This window comes from Streptomyces sp. x-80, from assembly GCF_046549095.1.
GTDB lineage: Bacteria > Actinomycetota > Actinomycetes > Streptomycetales > Streptomycetaceae > Streptomyces > Streptomyces celluloflavus.
The window spans coordinates 150,123-165,150 of sequence record NZ_JAJPWM010000004.1; the positions used below are offsets into that span (position 1 = coordinate 150,123).

The 15,028-nt window shown below is 75.3% G+C and carries 9 protein-coding genes; 2 read left to right on the forward strand and 7 right to left on the reverse strand.

The window, feature by feature from the left end:
- Positions 1-7 precede the first annotated feature (7 nt).
- The 7 genes from fxsT to ACLJWH_RS08785 all read right to left on the reverse strand — a co-directional run bounded on the left by fxsT (position 8) and on the right by ACLJWH_RS08785 (position 12,326).
- Positions 8-3,055 (reverse strand): FxSxx-COOH system tetratricopeptide repeat protein, encoded by a 3,048-nt coding sequence (gene fxsT, locus ACLJWH_RS08755; protein ID WP_411141032.1) that lies wholly within the window; start codon positions 3,053-3,055, stop codon positions 8-10.
- 134 nt (positions 3,056-3,189) lie between these two features.
- Positions 3,190-4,332 (reverse strand): FxsB family cyclophane-forming radical SAM/SPASM peptide maturase, encoded by a 1,143-nt coding sequence (locus ACLJWH_RS08760; RefSeq protein WP_411141033.1) that lies wholly within the window; start codon positions 4,330-4,332, stop codon positions 3,190-3,192.
- A 151-nt stretch (positions 4,333-4,483) separates the two neighbouring features.
- Complete coding sequence (locus ACLJWH_RS08765; RefSeq protein ID WP_411141034.1) at positions 4,484-4,702, reverse strand: YxD-tail cyclophane-containing RiPP peptide; 219 nt, start codon at positions 4,700-4,702, stop codon at positions 4,484-4,486.
- A gap of 103 nt (positions 4,703-4,805) precedes the next feature.
- Positions 4,806-8,201 carry an SAV_2336 N-terminal domain-related protein gene (locus ACLJWH_RS08770; protein WP_411141035.1) on the reverse strand — a complete coding sequence of 1,132 codons (3,396 nt, stop codon included), beginning with the start codon at positions 8,199-8,201 and terminating at the stop codon, positions 4,806-4,808.
- Between the two features lie 5 nt (positions 8,202-8,206).
- The gene (locus ACLJWH_RS08775) at positions 8,207-9,283 is read right to left on the reverse strand and encodes an AAA family ATPase (RefSeq protein WP_411141036.1); all 1,077 of its coding nucleotides are present in this window, start codon (positions 9,281-9,283) and stop codon (positions 8,207-8,209) included.
- Positions 9,284-9,705: 422 nt separating this feature from the next.
- Positions 9,706-11,892, reverse strand: coding sequence for a trypsin-like peptidase domain-containing protein (locus ACLJWH_RS08780; protein WP_411141037.1), 2,187 nt, complete (start codon positions 11,890-11,892; stop codon positions 9,706-9,708).
- Positions 11,892-12,326 (reverse strand): CU044_2847 family protein, encoded by a 435-nt coding sequence (locus ACLJWH_RS08785; RefSeq protein ID WP_411141038.1) that lies wholly within the window; start codon positions 12,324-12,326, stop codon positions 11,892-11,894. The genes ACLJWH_RS08780 and ACLJWH_RS08785 overlap by 1 nt, the downstream gene beginning before the upstream one ends.
- A 151-nt stretch (positions 12,327-12,477) precedes the next feature.
- Between ACLJWH_RS08785 and ACLJWH_RS08790 the strand changes: the two genes are divergently transcribed.
- Both ACLJWH_RS08790 and ACLJWH_RS08795 read left to right on the forward strand, forming a co-directional pair.
- Entirely contained in the window at positions 12,478-12,660 is a 183-nt protein-coding gene (locus tag ACLJWH_RS08790; RefSeq protein ID WP_052856492.1) for a DUF6104 family protein, read from the forward strand.
- Positions 12,661-13,838: 1,178 nt separating this feature from the next.
- Complete coding sequence (locus ACLJWH_RS08795; RefSeq protein ID WP_411141350.1) at positions 13,839-14,993, forward strand: helix-turn-helix transcriptional regulator; 1,155 nt, start codon at positions 13,839-13,841, stop codon at positions 14,991-14,993.
- The last annotated feature ends 35 nt before the right edge of the window (positions 14,994-15,028 follow it).

Genomic DNA, 15,028 nt, shown 5'->3' on the forward strand with positions numbered 1-15,028 from the left:
GTACCGCCTATACGGGCTGCGGTTCGAAGTCCCAGTACGGGCGCCGGCGGCGCCGGGCGGACAGGGTGTGCGGATGCTCGGCGCCCAGGGTCTCGGCGAGCTGCTGGACGGCCTCCTGCTCCAGCTTCGCCGCCTCCTGGCCGCGGCGCAGGGCGCGCAGGTCCTCGGCGAGCGCCGTCTTGGCGGAGAGGGTCAGCGGATGGGTCGCGCCCAGCGCCGCCTTGGCCCGCTCCAGGGTGTCGTGGCTCAGCTCCACCGCGCCGTCCTCGTCCTCGACGCGGTTGCGGGCGGCGGCGGTGTTCAGCGCGCAGCCCAGCGTCCAAGGATGGTCGGGGCCCACGATCCGGGTCATCTCGCCCAGTGCCCGTTCGGCGATGGCCAGCGCCTCCGTCAGTTCCCCGAACGCGCCACGGACCAGGCCGGTGTTGCCCAGGGTGCCGATGGTGTACGGGTGGTCCGCGCCGGCCATGGCGCGGTAGCGCTCGGCGATCTCCTCGGCGAGGTCGCGGGCGTGCCCGAGGTCGCCGTGCTCGCGCAGGAAGGTGGCGTAGTCGGCGCCCACCATCAGCGTCTCGGGGTGCCGGGGCCCCTGCACCCGGCGGGACCGCTCGACGAGGTCGGCCATCAGGGTCTCGGCCCGCATGAGTTCGCCGGAGCGGCGCAGGCAGAGCGCGAGGTCGTGTTCGGCGCGCAGCGTCTGCGGGGTGTGCGAGCCCATCACCTGCCGGTGCAGCCGGGCGTTCAGCTCCTGGCTGGAGGTGGCGTCGCGGTAGCGGCCGAGCAGCCGCAGCATCCGGGCGTAGGAGGCGCCGGCGTTGAGGGTGAGGTGGTGGCGGGCGCGCAGCTCGCGCTCCCGGAAGGCCAGCACATCGCGGAAGGTGCCCAGCGCCTCGTCGTAGCGGCCGAGCAGGGCGAGGGCGGAGCCGAGGTTGTGCCGCGAGGAGAGGGTGCGGGGCGCCTCGGGGCCGAGCACCTCGGTGTAGGTCCGCCATACGGTGTCGAAGAGGGTGTACGCCTCCTCGTACGAGCCGAGCGCCATCAGCGTGCCGGCCAGGCCGTCCTGGGCGCGCAGCAGATCGGAGTCGGCCGCGGTGCGTTCGGCGGCGAGCTGGTCGACGATGGCGCTGCCGACCGCCTCGGCCTCGCGGTAACGGCCCATCCGGCGCAGCATGTTGGCGTGCTGGTGGGTGAGGACGAGCATGGTGCGCCGGGTGGGCTCCATGCGGGTGCTCCAGCGCGCGAGGAACTGTTCGCACAGCCGCAGGCCCATGCGGTTCTCGCCGCGCACCCGCAGGTATTCGATGCAGTTGAGCAGGAGTTCCTGGACGGCCGGTTCGGGGCTGTCCAGGACGCCGGCCGGCTCCAGGTGCGGGATGAGTTCGGCGTAGCGCTCCCAGTAGCGGGTGTCGGAGGGGTTCTGCGGGTCGGCGGTGACCAGTACCCGGCAGACCGTCGCGGACATCTGGTCGCGCTCGTCCTCGGTCATGTCGCTGCGCAGGAAGCGGTGGTAGAGCCGGTGCATCTGCGCGGTCTCGACGGCCGGGTCGGAGTCCTCGGAGACCTGGTAGTCGAGGCGGACGGCGGTGGATTCGGTCAGCCGGCGCAGCGCGGTGTTCCAGCTGATCGGCTCGGCGGCGAGGTCCGCGAGGTGTTCGGGCAGATCGCCGCGGCGGGCCTTGGCGAGCATCGGTACGGGGATGGCGTCGGGGGTGAAGAACGCGAACAGCTTGAGGAGTTCCACCGCGGCGGGGCTGCGTTCGCGCAGGGTGTTGAGGGTTATGGCCCAGCTGGTCTGAAAGGCCATCGGGTAGTCGGAGGAGATGCGGATGCCGACCAGGCTGGGTTCGCCGCGGCGGATCAGCTCGATGTACTCCTTGGGGGACATCGGGTTGGCGTCCAGCCAGGCGGCGGTCTGCGCGAGCAGCAGCGGCAGGTCCTGGACGGCCTCGGCGAGCAGGTCGGCCTCCAGTGGCGTCAGCCGCGGCGCCCGGCGCCTGGCGTAGGCGACGCTCTCGACCCGGTTGAAGGGCCGCACCTCGATCTCCTGGGCGCTGCCGGATCCCGACCAGTCGCGGGTGAGCGTGGTGATCAGGACATGGCCGCGGCCGTCGGGGACGAGGTCCTCGATCTGCTCCATGTCGTCGGCGCTGTCGAAGACCAGCAGCCAGCGGCGGTAGGGGCGGCCGACCCGCAGCGCCTCGTGGACGGCCCGGATGCGGTCCCCGAGTTCATGGCCCACCGGGAGGCCCAGGCGGTTGGCGAGTTCGGCGAGCTGTTCGCGGGCGGCGCCGCGGTTGGTGGCGCTGATCCACCACACCACGTCGTAGTCGTTGCCGAAGCGGTGGGCGTATTCGGCGGCGATCTGGCTCTTGCCGACGCCGGAGATGCCGTACAGCGCGATCCGGGTCTCCAGCGGCGGGCCGGCGCCGAGGCCGCCGTCGGCGAGCTTGTCGTGCAGCTCCTCCAGGACGTGGTCGCGGCCGGTGAAGCGGTTGTTGCGGCGCGGGACGTTCCAGACCTCGGGCGGGTCGTTGGGGAAGCGCGGGGCGGCGGGGGACGGTTCGCCGCGTGGGCGCCGGGCGGGGGTGACGCCGAGGCGTTGCAGGACGCGGCGGTTGGCCTCTGCGGCGTCCAGGTCACGCAGGTCGGCGGGGCGCAGCACGGCGGCGGTGGCGGGCAGCTTCTGGGTGGCGACGCTGACGGCGGCGAACCGGTCGGCGTGCGGCGTCACCACTTCCTGGAGCGCGTCCGTCCACTCCTCGTGGGACTTGGGTCCGAGCCGGAAGTACCAGTCGTCCAGCACCATCAGGAGGCGGCCCTCGGCGGCCAGCAGTCCGGACAGCTCGTCGGCGAGCGGGGTCTCCGGGACGGGGTCCCAGCGCAGCAGGGTGGTGCCGTGGCCCAGCTGCTCCAGCTGGTGGGAGATCCACGCCGCCCAGGGCCGGTTGAATCCGGCGTAGCTGATCGTGATGTGTTCGTGGGAGCGGGCAGGACCGGAGGTGCCGGCGGGACCCGAGGAACCGGAGGAACCGGAAAATGTCGGCTGATCGGCCATGCGACCGTCTCCCTGGGATGCGGTGGTGCGCGCGTGCAGAGGCTGTGCGTGGGCGGGCTGTTTGGCACGATAGCCCAAGTGTCGCTCCCTGTGACGACAGTGCGTCAGGCGATCTTGTGGGCAGTGCGGTGGGGCTACATCGCGGCGGCCAGCCGGGCGGCGATATGCCGGATCAGGCGTTCCAGATCGGCGCAGTAAACGGACGGATTGGCGAATCCGCTGGGGCCGGCGCGGTAGCGGTGCGCGTAGTTGCCGCCGCCGCACACCCGCATCAGGGCGCAGCTGCGGCACTGGGCGCCGAGCGCGTCCGGGCCGTGCCGGCGGGCGGCCATACCGGGGTGGGCGAGGGCCTCGTCGAAGCTGTGGTGGAAGACGTCGAGGCCGGTGGCGGCGGCGCCCTCGTAGGTGGATTTGAGCGAGTCGACCTGTTCGATGGCGCCGTCGGTGTCGACCACGAGGGCGACGACCGGGGAGAGGCCGACCGCTTCGCTGGAGCTGGGGCGGCCCAGGAGCAGTCCGATGATTTCGGTGAAGAGCCGCACCCGGGGACCCGGTCCGCCGTCCCACCAGAGATCGAAGACGGTGCACAGCCAGTCGCCGTACGGGGTGCGGCGCGCGGGGCCCAGGGGGGCGGGCGGCGGGCTGGACCAGTTGGCGTGCGGGAGGAGGAAGTCGAGCACGGGCGGGCCGAGGGCGCGCAGCGAGCGGTAGACCTCGGCCGGGTCGGTGGTGATGTCGATGGTGGACAGGATGCCGGCGAAGACGCCGGGGCGGTCGGCGAGCATCCGTACGGCGCCGGAGACGGCGGGCCAGGAGGAGCGTCCGGCGTGGTCGACGCGGCGGTGGTTGAGACCGGGGGTGCCGCCGTCGAGGCTGAGGCCGAGGCGGAATCCGGCGGCGCCCAGGGTGTCGATCAGCTCCGGGGTGAGCAGGGTGCCGTTGGTCTGCACCCCGAATTCGGCGGTGCATCCGGCGGGCAGCGCGGCGCGGAGAGCGGCGGCCTGGTCGAGGAGCGGGCCGGGTCCGGTGAGCAGCGGTTCGCCGCCGTGCAGGTCGATGCGGATCTCGCGCAGGCGGTGGGCGCGGGCGTGTTCGGCGATCCGCAGCGCGCTCTGGCGGAGGATGGCGGTGGGTACGAGCCGCGGGCGGGCGCGCCAGCTGCGGTCGGGTCCGGCGTAGATGTAGCAGTAGGTGCAGGCTAGGTTGCACCGGCTGTGCATCTTCAGGACGAACTGGCGGAAGGGCACGGTGGTCCTGCCGGTCTTCACAGCCACCACGGCGCGGTCCCCCTGCTCTCGTCGGCGTCCGGGACCCTCAACTCCCGCCCGTTGACTGATACATGGCACCACCACCGATCGAGGAATCGAATTGCCGCGACAACTGGCCGATTCCCTTGCGCGTTTGCCCAAAAACAACTGCTTCTGACCGTCAGTGCAAGAGTTTTTCCGGGCCGTCTTCGTAGTACGCCACCGCGTCCTCCGCCGACGGCCAGTTGCGCAGCAGCAGCGCCGCCACTTCTCCCAGCACCACGTGGTCCGTCCGCGCCGCCAGACCGGCCACGTCCACGCCGCCGAAGTCCGGCAGCGGTTCGGCCGACGGACCGGACGGGGCGGCCCCGGCCGGTTCGGTGCGAGGGATCGTCGCCACGCTGCTCTCCTCTGGGCCGGCTGGACGGGGTGTTCCCGAACTCCCGTCCACAGAAACACGTTCCGCCCCGCGCGACCAGGCGGCCGACGGGGCGCGGGGGCGCTCAGGCGGGGGATTCCAGGGCGCGCATCCGGGCCCGGGTGCGCTGGGCTTCCGGGCCGCTCTCCTCAGCCGCGTGCTGCCACTGCTCCCAGCTCTCGCGGTAGGCGAGCAGCGCCGGCTGGGGGCCCGCGGTGTCCTCCAGGACCTCGCCGCGCCGGTGGTGGGCACGGGCCGCGAGCAGCGGGCTGCCGCCCCGGCGGGCGTGCGTCGCGGCGCGCCGGTAGCAGGCGGCGGCCCGGTCGTGCCGCTCCCGGGAGCCGAAGCGGCGGTCCAGCAGCAGCTGGACATCGCCCACTTCGAGCCATGCCTCGGCCGCGACGAGCGGCGGCACCCCGGAGCCGCGGGCGGCCAGCTCCAGGATCCAGTCGGCCTCGTGCAGATCGGCGAGCGAGTGCTGGCGTTCGTGGCGCAGCCGCAGTGCGCGGCCGAAGGCCAGCCGGTGGCCGCCCAGCTCCGGATCCTGCGGCGCGACCCGGGCCAGCGCCTCCCGCAGGACGTGCACCGCGTCGTTGGCCAGCCGCCTGCCCGGTTCGGGGTCCGGCTCCAGCCGGGCCCGCAGCAGCAGCGCCGCGCCGCGCTCGGCGAGCAGCGCGCTGTGCTCGGGGGAATCGGGGACCGTCAGCCGCTGCGCGGCGGCCAGCGCGGCGATGGCCTCGTCCAGGGCGCCCGGCGCTCCCGTCCGGGTGTGCACGGCGCGCTGCGTGGCCGCGATCCGGCGCAGGCTGTCGGCCTCCAGGGCCGGTTCGACGAGGGCCTGCGCCATCGCGCGGGCCCGCTCCAGAGTGGGCAGCACGGACGGCAGTCCGGTGCCGCCGGTCAGCGAGCGGGCCGCCGCCAGATCGAGCAGCGTCTCGCAGACCAGCCGGTCGGCGGCGCTGCCGCGGCGACGCAGCAGCAGGGCGGCGGTGTCGAGGTCGTCCGCGGCACGGACGGCGAGCGCCTCAGCGGGGCGCGGCTCGGCGGGGCGCTCGCGGCCGGCCCGGCGGGCCCGGTCCAGCAGGACGCCGCCGCGCGCGGCGTACACCTCGCCGGGGACCTGTTCGCCGCTGGGCCACTGGTCGAGGAGGGTGGTGAGGGACCGTTCCGCCTCGTCCAGGGGGTCGGGCGGACCGGCCCCCTCGGGAGCGTCGGCCCCCTCGGGAGCACCGGGCGCCTCGGTGGCCGGCGGCAGGGCGGCCGTCCGGCGCAGGACCTGGGTCCGTAACACCGTGCTCTCCAGGAAGCGCGGGTCGAGCAGGCTCATCAGTCCACAGGCGGCGTGAAGTTGGCGCGCGGCGTCCACCAGCGCGGCGCGCTCCTCCGCCGGTGCGCCGGCGCCCGCGCGCTCCCGGGCGCGGGCGTACCGCACCCGGCCGAGCACGATCAGCGCCCGGATGCGCTCCGCCGCCCGGCCCGCGGCCTCCGCCGGCGCCGGCCCGTCCGTCGCGGCCGTCGCGTCGGTCTGGTCGTCGGCCGGGCCCGGCGGCGCGGTGGCCCGCTCCGCGGCGCGCACCGCGCGTTCGGCCTCCGCCAGGGCGTCGGGCTGGCGCCACTTCGCCCAGGCGTGCAGGAGGGCGCGGGCCAGGTCGGTACCGGCCGGCGGCAGCCGGTGGGCCGCCGCGCGCAGCAGCCGGACGGCCTCGATCAGGTCCCGTACGGCGTGGCCCTGTTCGTAGCGCTCCAGGAGGGCGGCGCCCTCGGCGGCCGGCCCGTCGCCCGGGTAGGGCGGCTGCTCGGGCGGCCGCAGCGCCGGCTCGAAGCGGCGCAGGACGTGTTCGGAGACCCGGGCGAACGGTTCGGGGACGGGGCGCCGGCCGGACTCCGGCTCCCGGCCGCTGCCGGAGAGCATCGCGACGGCGACGGCCGGGAAGTTGCGGGCGCCGCGGCCGAAGGTGCGCTCCACGTAGAGCGAGCAGTGCTTGAGGACCAGCGCGGCCTCGCCCGCGCTCAGCCGGCCGAGCAGCTCGTCCCGTACACCGGGCACGAAGTCGTACCACGGGCCGCTCGCCCCGTCCGCCTCCCCCGCCGGCCGGTCCGCTGCCGGGAGTTGGGTGACCAGGCCGCCGAGCAGCACCTCGGCCAGCTCGGCCGGTCCGGTGTGCGGCAGCATCGCGCGCTGTACGAGCTGGATGACCGGCAGCGCCAGCGGGACCGCCGACAGATGCACCGCGAGCAGCCGGGCGTCCGGTGAGGCGGACCGGTCGAACTCGCGGACCATACGGGCCGGTGCGGAGGGCGCCGCCGCGGCCGGGCGGCCGCCGGGCTCCGCGCCGTGGTCGGCGCGGACCACACAGGCGGCGCCGCGCAGCGACAGACCGGCATCGGCCGCGGCCAGCCTGGCCCAGGCGCCGAGCGCGGCGGGCGTCGCGGAGAGCACCGGGATGGCGCGGCCGCGGCCGGCGTCCGGCGCCGGTCCGGGCGCCGCGGGGGCCCGGCGGCGCCTGGCGGGCCGGAAGCCGAGGGCCTGGTACGGGCCCTGGCGGCGGATGAGGGTACCGGCGACGGCGGGCAGTTGGGTGCGCGCCCACATCCGCTGCGGCAGCGGCTGGACGACGGCGACCGGCGCGTCGGCCGCCCAGCGGTGGAGCAGCCGCTGGAGCCGGCCGTCCTGCCACAGCGGGCCCGCGCAGTCGCTGACGACGACGGTGAGGTGGTGGCCGGTGGGGTCGTGCAGCTGGCCGGCGGGGCGCAGCGGCCGGCCGGGGCCGGGGGCCGCGGCGACGCCGACGTCCGGGCCGTGCGGGTGGAGGTAGTGCACCGTGACGTCACGGAATGCGCCCACCCGCTCGCAGACCTGGCGCAGGTCGTGCAGCATCTGCTCCCAGACGGCCATCGAGGACGAGCCGTCCATCAGCAGCCGCAGACCGGCCTCCCGGCGGTGCACCCCGCGCAGCACCGGGATGACCGTCTCGGCGTGTGCGGAGAGTTCGGCGGTGGCGGGCTCGTCCAGCTCCCGGCGGACCGGCGCGACCGGCGGGTGGTAGCGCTGGACGGGCCGCAGGGCGCGCTGGAGCGGCAGCAGTCCGGGGAAGGCGGCGGCGATCGGGACGGCGACCTCGCCGAGCCGGTGGCGGTCCGCGCCGGGCAGCCGCCCCTCCCGGGCGGGCCGCAGCTCCGCCTCCTTGCGCCGGGCGCCGTCCCGGGACGCGTACGGGCCGCCGGGCTCCGGTGCGGCCGCCACGCCGGGCTCCACGGGTCCGGCCGGACCCACGGCGAAAGTGGCCGGATCGCTGCGGCCGGCGGCAGCGGAACCGGCCGCGCCGGTGGCGTCCTGGGCGGCCCGCGGATCACCTGGCGTGATCCACTGGGCGAGCCAGAGGGCATCGGCCATCCCCCGGGCGTCGGCGGGCAGCCCCGCCGCGGTCAGCCGGGCGACGAGCTGGTCGAGGGGTCCCGGACCGGACTCCCCCACAGCCACCGCGTTCACCTCGTCCGGTCAAGAGGCCGCATGAGCTCGGCCGTCAGGCGCCGTCGGGTCTCCTCCTCGTCCTCGTCCGTCCAGCCGGCCTGCTGTGTGAGGTGGATGGCGTTGAACAGCTGGTCGACGGCGCGTACATCGCCGGGCTCACGGTCCAGGAAGCGGTCGATCACCGAGGCGTGGCGCTCGGCGGCGCCCTCACCGAAGTGGGCCCGCACCATGGCGGCGAGCCGCTCCTTGTCCGGCACGGGGATGTGGAGGTGGATACAGCGGCGCAGCAGGGGCGCCGGGAAGTCCCGTTCGCCGTTGCTGGTGAGCACGATGAACGGGAAGGCGTGGCAGCGCACCCGGCCGTCGCGCACCGTCACCGGCGCGCCGTCGTCGCTGAGCACCCGCACCTCGGGGGCGGATCCGGCCAGCCGCTCCAGCTCCGGAATCCTGAACTCCCCCTCCTCCAGGACGTTGAGCAGGTCGTTGGGCAGGTCGATATCGCTCTTGTCCAGCTCGTCGACGAGCAGCACCCGGGGTCTGGCGGCGGGCAGCAGGGCCGTGCCCAGCGGGCCGAGGCGGATGTAGCGGCCGATACCGCCGCCGGGCTCGCCGGTGTGATCGGTGTCCGGGGCGGGCGCGGCGGCGCCCTCCGGGGCGTCCTGGCCGGTGGACGGCGGGGTGGCGCGGGCGATCTGGAGGTCCTGGAGGCGGCCGATGGCGTCGTAGGCGTACAGACCGTCGCGGAGCGTGCTGCGGCTGACGACCGGCCAGCTGAGCACCCGGCCGAGGCCGAGTTCGTAGGCGACCGAGTGGGCCAGGGTGCTCTTGCCGCTGCCCGGGGCGCCGGTCACCAGCAGCGGCCTGCGCAGATAGAGCGCGGCGTTGACCAGCTCGCGTTCGGTCTCGCCGGGCCGGTGGTGGCTGGCCTCCCTGCGCAGCACGCCGAGCCGGCGCTCGGAGGCGGGGTCGAGGGCGGCCGGCGGCGGTACGTCGGGCCCGCCGTCGAAATCGCGCCAGGGCGGGGGCGGCGGGAGCTGCTCGATTCCGTCGTGCGGTGCTCCCGCGCCGCGGTAGATGAGCCAGTCGCTCACGTCGGAACTCCTCGTCGCCGGCCAGCCGTCGGGCAGGGAGCGATGGTCGCGGCGGACCGCCCCGGAGACGGTGGCGTCCGCCCCGGCCCTTCCCCCACGCCCGCCACGCACACTCACGAATCAATGTCTCATGACGCTATGACAGGAGCGAGCCGTACGGAAGCTCACGGGGGCGGTTTCCGGTCTCCCGCACCGCCGCCCTGTGCTGCCAAGTGCCGCACAGCGGACGTGACTTGCGATATCCGGCGGCGCCGGTCCGGTCGCGGCGGCCGGGCGCATGCGGGGCGTACGGGCGCGCAGGGGCGTACACGGGACGGGGAGGACCAGGGAGGGCCGAGGGGACCGGGAGGACGGGGCGGACGGCGGACACCGGCCGCCGGCGCGGGCCGTTCCGGCGGCTGGGTCGCGGCGGCCGGCCGGCGTCACCGGGGCGACACCTGCGGCCGGGCCGCGAAGAGCTGCGGGATGGGGTCCTCGGGGTCGTCGTAGAGGAGCACCAGATCACGGGCCCAGTGGGCGCTCTCCTCCGCGGCCTTCGCCCGCAGCTCCCGGACCAGTTCGGGGAGGCGGGCCAGTGAGCCGGAACCCTGGAGCAACTCCCGTACCCCGCGGTGGAATTCCTCGCAGGAGGCGTCGCAGGCCCGCTCGCCGTGGCCGGCCGCGGACCACAGTCCGGCCGGGAAGCCGGTGTCCAGGGCGGCGCCGACCGCGTCCCGGCCGGACCCGTCGGCGACCGTATGGCACAGCGCAGGCACCGCACCGTCCGCCGCCACCTCCAGGAGCCGCCAGACCCCGCCGGCGGAGCCCCCCGCCGCTCCCGCGCCGCCCTGGCGGGGCGGCGGGACGCGCAGCGCGTGCAGTCCGGGGGCGGCGGCGACGCGCTGCCAGCGGCGCAGCCAGGCCGGGTCGATCTCCTCGCGGCGCCCCTGGTCGCGCAGGATCACCGCGCGCCCCGGGCCCACCGGCCGCGCCCGTGCGGTGCGCCGGGTCGAGGCCGCGACCTCCCAGCGGTCGGCCGGGGTGTGCCAGTGCCCCTCGGGGACGGCGACCTCCAGGCGCACCCGGGCGCCCGGTCCCGCGTCGTCGTCGGCGCGCAGCAGCCGGGCCCCGAGCCGCCGCACGACCTGCGCCCGCGCCTGCTCGAAGGGCACCCCGCCGTCCGACTCCTGGACGTCCACCCGCAGCCACTGCCCCCGGCCGTACCCCTCGCTGACCGACCAGTTGAACAGCTCGCCCCCGCCGTCCTCGTAGAACAGCGGCTCGAACTCGACGAGTACGGAGCGCGGGCGGCGCCGCACGGGACCGATCCGGCGGCGGTCCTGCGGCTGGAGCACCACCGCCTTGGCCTGGACGAACTCCGCGAGGTGGGCGGCGTGTTCGCGCACCTCGGCGGCCGCTTCGCCGGGTGCCTCGTGCACCTCGTCCGCGACCAGCTGCGCCACGATCCGCAGATAGTGCACGAAGGCGCGGAGTTCGGTGTACGGGTCGCTGCCCTGGTAGAGCGCGCCGTGGCCGTCCCGCCAGGTGCGCAGCACCCAGGCCCCGGGGCCCTCGCCCCGGTCCAGCGCCTCGCCGACGGCCGCCGCCACGACGAGCGGATCGCGCGGCGCGGGCAGCCGGGCGAGCAGGTCGAGCGCCTGTAACCGCTCCTGTACGCCCCACAGCCGGCCGCGCCCCGCCATGATGGCGTGCTGGGCGTCGAACCAGGTGGGCCCGCCGGGGCGGCCGAGGTCCTGCCCGCTCCAGTGCCAGCGGTCGTGCAGGCCCATCAGCGCGTGGTACGGGTCGGGGCCGAGCCCCGTGGCGCCCGCGACGAGGTGTTCGGGGCCCAGCCCGCGCAGCGCGGTGACCGGCACCGCGAGTCCGACGTGGTCCTGCTGGTGGCGCCCCTTGACGATGCCGACCACCTCGCCGCGGTCGCAGTCGAGCAGCGGCCCGCCGGACGCGCCGGGGGTGACCCGGACATCGCTGCCGAACTGGAGCCCCCGTGCGTCCCGGGCACCGAACCGGACCGCGATGAACGGATCGACGGCTCCCCCGGGCGCGCCCGGAGCGCCGCCCGCCTCACGTACGCCGCCCGCCTCGCCCGCATCGCCCGCCTCGCCGCCGCCCCCGTCACGTACTACGCGTTCGTGCGCGGCATCCGTACGGGGCGGGCGGTCCGTCCCGGGCCGGTCGTGTCCCCGGAAGATGTACGCGTCCTCCAGGAGCGTCGCCGGCTGGTCGCTGAGCCAGGCACAGGGGTGCTCGATGTCCGGGTCGAGCAGCCGGACCAGGGCGAGATCGGCGCGGGCGGCGCCCGGTCCGGCCGCCGGGTCGGGCCGGCTCAGGTCGTACACCAGCCGGGCGGCCGCCGGCCGCCCGCCGAACGCGACGCCGAACACCCCGTCGGGGCCGGTGTCGCGCCGCCGCCCGTCGCTCGCGGCGAGCACATGGGCGCAGGTCAGCACCCAGCCGGGGGCGATCAGCACACCGCTGCCCCACAGCCGGGTGTCCGGTGCGTCCGGTGCGGCGCGCAGGGCGACGGTGGTGCGTCCGGCGTGTTCGAGGAGTTGTCCGTACCTCGCCCGGTCGCCGCGGCCGTGGGCCCGCTCCTCCGAGGTCGCCATCAGCGGCCCGGGTCAGCCGGCTCCCGGCGGCCGGCGGGCCGGCGGGGGGCGGCGGACTGCTCGCCACCGGGCACGCTCCCGTCCTCGCGCCGCCAGGTGAGCGTCACCGAGAGGTTCGCCTTCGCCTCACCGTCCGCGAGGAGGGCGACGGCCTTGCCCGGTTTGGCCGAGACCTCCACGCCGAAGGTCACGCTGGTCTCGTGCGGTGCCACCCGCTCGGTGGCCTGCCGGACGCTGGCGGCGACCCCGCCGATCACCTCGCGGAGCCCCTCGACCCGGGCGCCGAGCGCCTCCCAGGCGCCGACGTCCTCGAAGTCGGCGTACTCACCGTCCGGCCCGACCGGATCGTCCAGCCCCGCGGCGTCCAGTCTGGAGACCCGGGCCCAGACCTCCGTACCGTCGGGCAGTGCGATGCGTTGCGCGCGATCTTGCATCACGGCCTCCTGCTCCCCGTTGGCGGCAATTCCCCATCACCGCAGGACCGTTGACAGGCGCTCAGGTTAGCTCCCGGGTGCCCGCGGCGCGAGAGCCGTGCGGGCCTGCCTATCCTGGCCGGAATGTCCCATGACCCCTGGTGGAGCGCACGTGTATTTCACTGACCGCGGTATCGAGGAGCTGGAGAACCGGCGCGGCGAGGAGGAGGTCACCCTCGGCTGGGTGGCCGATCAGCTGCGTACGTTCGTCGACCTGAACCCGGATTTCGAGGTGCCGGTGGAGCGGCTGGCGACCTGGCTGGCCCGGCTCGACGACGATGAGGACGAGGACTGAGGCGAGGGCTGAGGACGAAGGCTGAGGGCGAGGACCGGCGAAGGAGGCGTGGCGGCCCGGTACCGGCCGGGGCGCCGGCGCTCGGACGGGGACGGGGACGGGCAAGCGGCGCGGGGCCGGCGGTGCGCCCGTCACGGCACGGGGTGCGCTTGACTTCCCGAACCCGCGATATATCGTGTCTAAAGAAGACGCGATATGTTGCGTTGTCCGCCTGCCCGGGGAGGCCAGGAATGTCAGACCGGACCGAGTGGTCGATCTCCGCACCACAGAAGCTGGAATTCGAAGCGCCCGTCACGGCGCTGAACGTGCGCGTGATCGGCGGCACCGTCAACGTCGTCGGTACTTCGGACGGCAGCCCGCCCCGCCTGGAGATCAGCGAGCTGACCGGCCCGCCGCTGCTCGTCTCGTGCCGGGACGGCGTCCTGTCCATCGGGTACGAGGACGTCACCTGGCCCAGCTTCCTGGGCCGGCCCGACCCCAAGGAATGGGGCCGCGGCCTCTTCGACCCCAAGGAGTGGCGCCGCGGCCTGCGCGACCTCAAGGGCTGGAAGCTCACGGGATGGCACCGGAGCGCGGTGGTCTCGGTGACCGTCCCGGCCGCCACCCGCGTCGAGGTCGGCGCGGCCACCGCGAGCACGGTGATCTCCGGTATCTCGGGGCGTACGGAACTGCGCGGCGTCTCCGGTGACGGCACCCTCGCGGGGCTGACCGGCCCGGTGCGGGCCGACACCGTCAGCGGCCGGATCGAGGCCCAGGCCGTCACGGGCGAGCTGCGGTTCCACTCCGTCTCGGGGGATCTGACGGTGATCGAGGGCGCGGGCGGTTCGGTGCGCGCCGACTCCGTCAGCGGCGACATGGTCCTGGATCTGGACCTGCCGCCCGCCGCCCCGGACGGGACCGCCGCCGCCCGGACGGACATCAGCCTGACGACGGTCTCCGGTGAGGTCGCCATCCGGCTGCCCGACCCGGCCGACACCCGGGTGACGGCCAACACCACGAGCGGCACGGTCTCCAACGCCTTCGACGATCTGCGGGTCAGCGGCCAGTGGGGCGCCAAGCGGATCACCGGCTCGCTCGGCGCGGGCACCGGCACACTGAAGGTCACCACCGTCTCCGGAGGGCTGGCCCTGCTCCGCCGCCCCCACCGGCACCCCCACAGAGAAGAAGGTGCGCTGAGCATGCCCCCCGTCTTCGCCCACGGCCGCCTCCGGCTCTATCTCCTCAAGCTGCTGGACGAAGCCCCCCGGCACGGCTACGAGATCATCCGCCTCCTGGAGGAGCGCTTCCAGGGCCTGTACGCCCCCTCGGCCGGCACGGTCTACCCGCGGCTGGCCAAGCTGGAGGCCGAGGGCCTGGTCACGCACGCCACCGAGGGCGGCCGCAAGGTCTACTCCATCACCGACGCCGGCCGGGCCGAACTCGCCGACCGGGGCGGCGAGCTGGCCGATCTGGAGCTGGAGATCCGGGAGTCGGTGGCCGCGCTGGCGTCCGACATCCGGGAGGACGTCCGCGGCTCCGCGCGGGACCTGCGCCGCGAGATGCAGGAGGCCGCCCAGCAGGCCCGCAAGGAGTCCGCCGCGAGCGCCTTCGGGGGCGGCGCCAAGGGCGGGCGGAGCGGCGCCCCGCAGGACGGCGGCACCGGCCGCCCCTTCCCGGACGCCTCGGACTACATCGACGGCACGTTCGCCGACAAGGACTCCTGGCGGCAGGCGAAGGAGGAGTTCCGGCGCGCCAAGGAGGAGTGGAAGGAGCAGGCGCGGCGGGCGAAGGAGGAGAGCCGGCGGGCCCGGCAGGACGCCCAGCGGGCCCGTAAGCAGGCCCGGGACGCGCAGGTGTTCGCGCGCGAGGAGGTCCAGCAGGTCATCAAGCGCGTCCAGGAGCAGGCCCAGGAGCATGTCCGGTCCGGCGACTGGGCGGGGGCGGTGCGCGAGGCGCTGTCCGAGGTGTCCCGCGAGGTCGGGCGCTTCACGGGCGGGCAGACCGGCGCGGACCACGGCGGCGCCCGGGACCGGACCGGCCACGGCGGCGCCGACGACGACGCCACGCGGGTGACGGTCGAGCGCCTGGACCTGTCCAAGGAAAGCCCCGCGGGCGAGGCGGAGCCCCCGGCCCCCGACTGGGCGGGCGAGCCCGGCAGCGGCGATCCGGCCCGCGACTTCGACCGGCTGCTGGACCGCTTCCGCGACGATCTGCGGGACGCGGCGCGCGATCACGGCGTCACGGCGGAGCAGCTGCGGGAATCCCGCCGCCGGCTGTCGACGGCCGCCGCCCACATCGGCGCACTGCTGCGGGATCCGGGGCAGTACTCCACGCTCACCGATCCGGACGATTAGCCGGTCACGGCGCACCGGGACGGGCGGGACGACGG

Bases quoted from the DNA above. Each gene is read 5' to 3' on its own strand.
- fxsT (WP_411141032.1), bottom strand. From the start codon at position 3,055: ATGGCCGATCAGCCGACATTTTCCGGTTCCTCCGGTTCCTCGGGTCCC.
- ACLJWH_RS08780 (WP_411141037.1), bottom strand. From the start codon at position 11,892: ATGGCGACCTCGGAGGAGCGGGCCCACGGCCGCGGCGACCGGGCGAGG.
- ACLJWH_RS08785 (WP_411141038.1), bottom strand. From the start codon at position 12,326: ATGCAAGATCGCGCGCAACGCATCGCACTGCCCGACGGTACGGAGGTC.
- ACLJWH_RS08795 (WP_411141350.1), top strand. From the start codon at position 13,839: ATGCCCCCCGTCTTCGCCCACGGCCGCCTCCGGCTCTATCTCCTCAAG.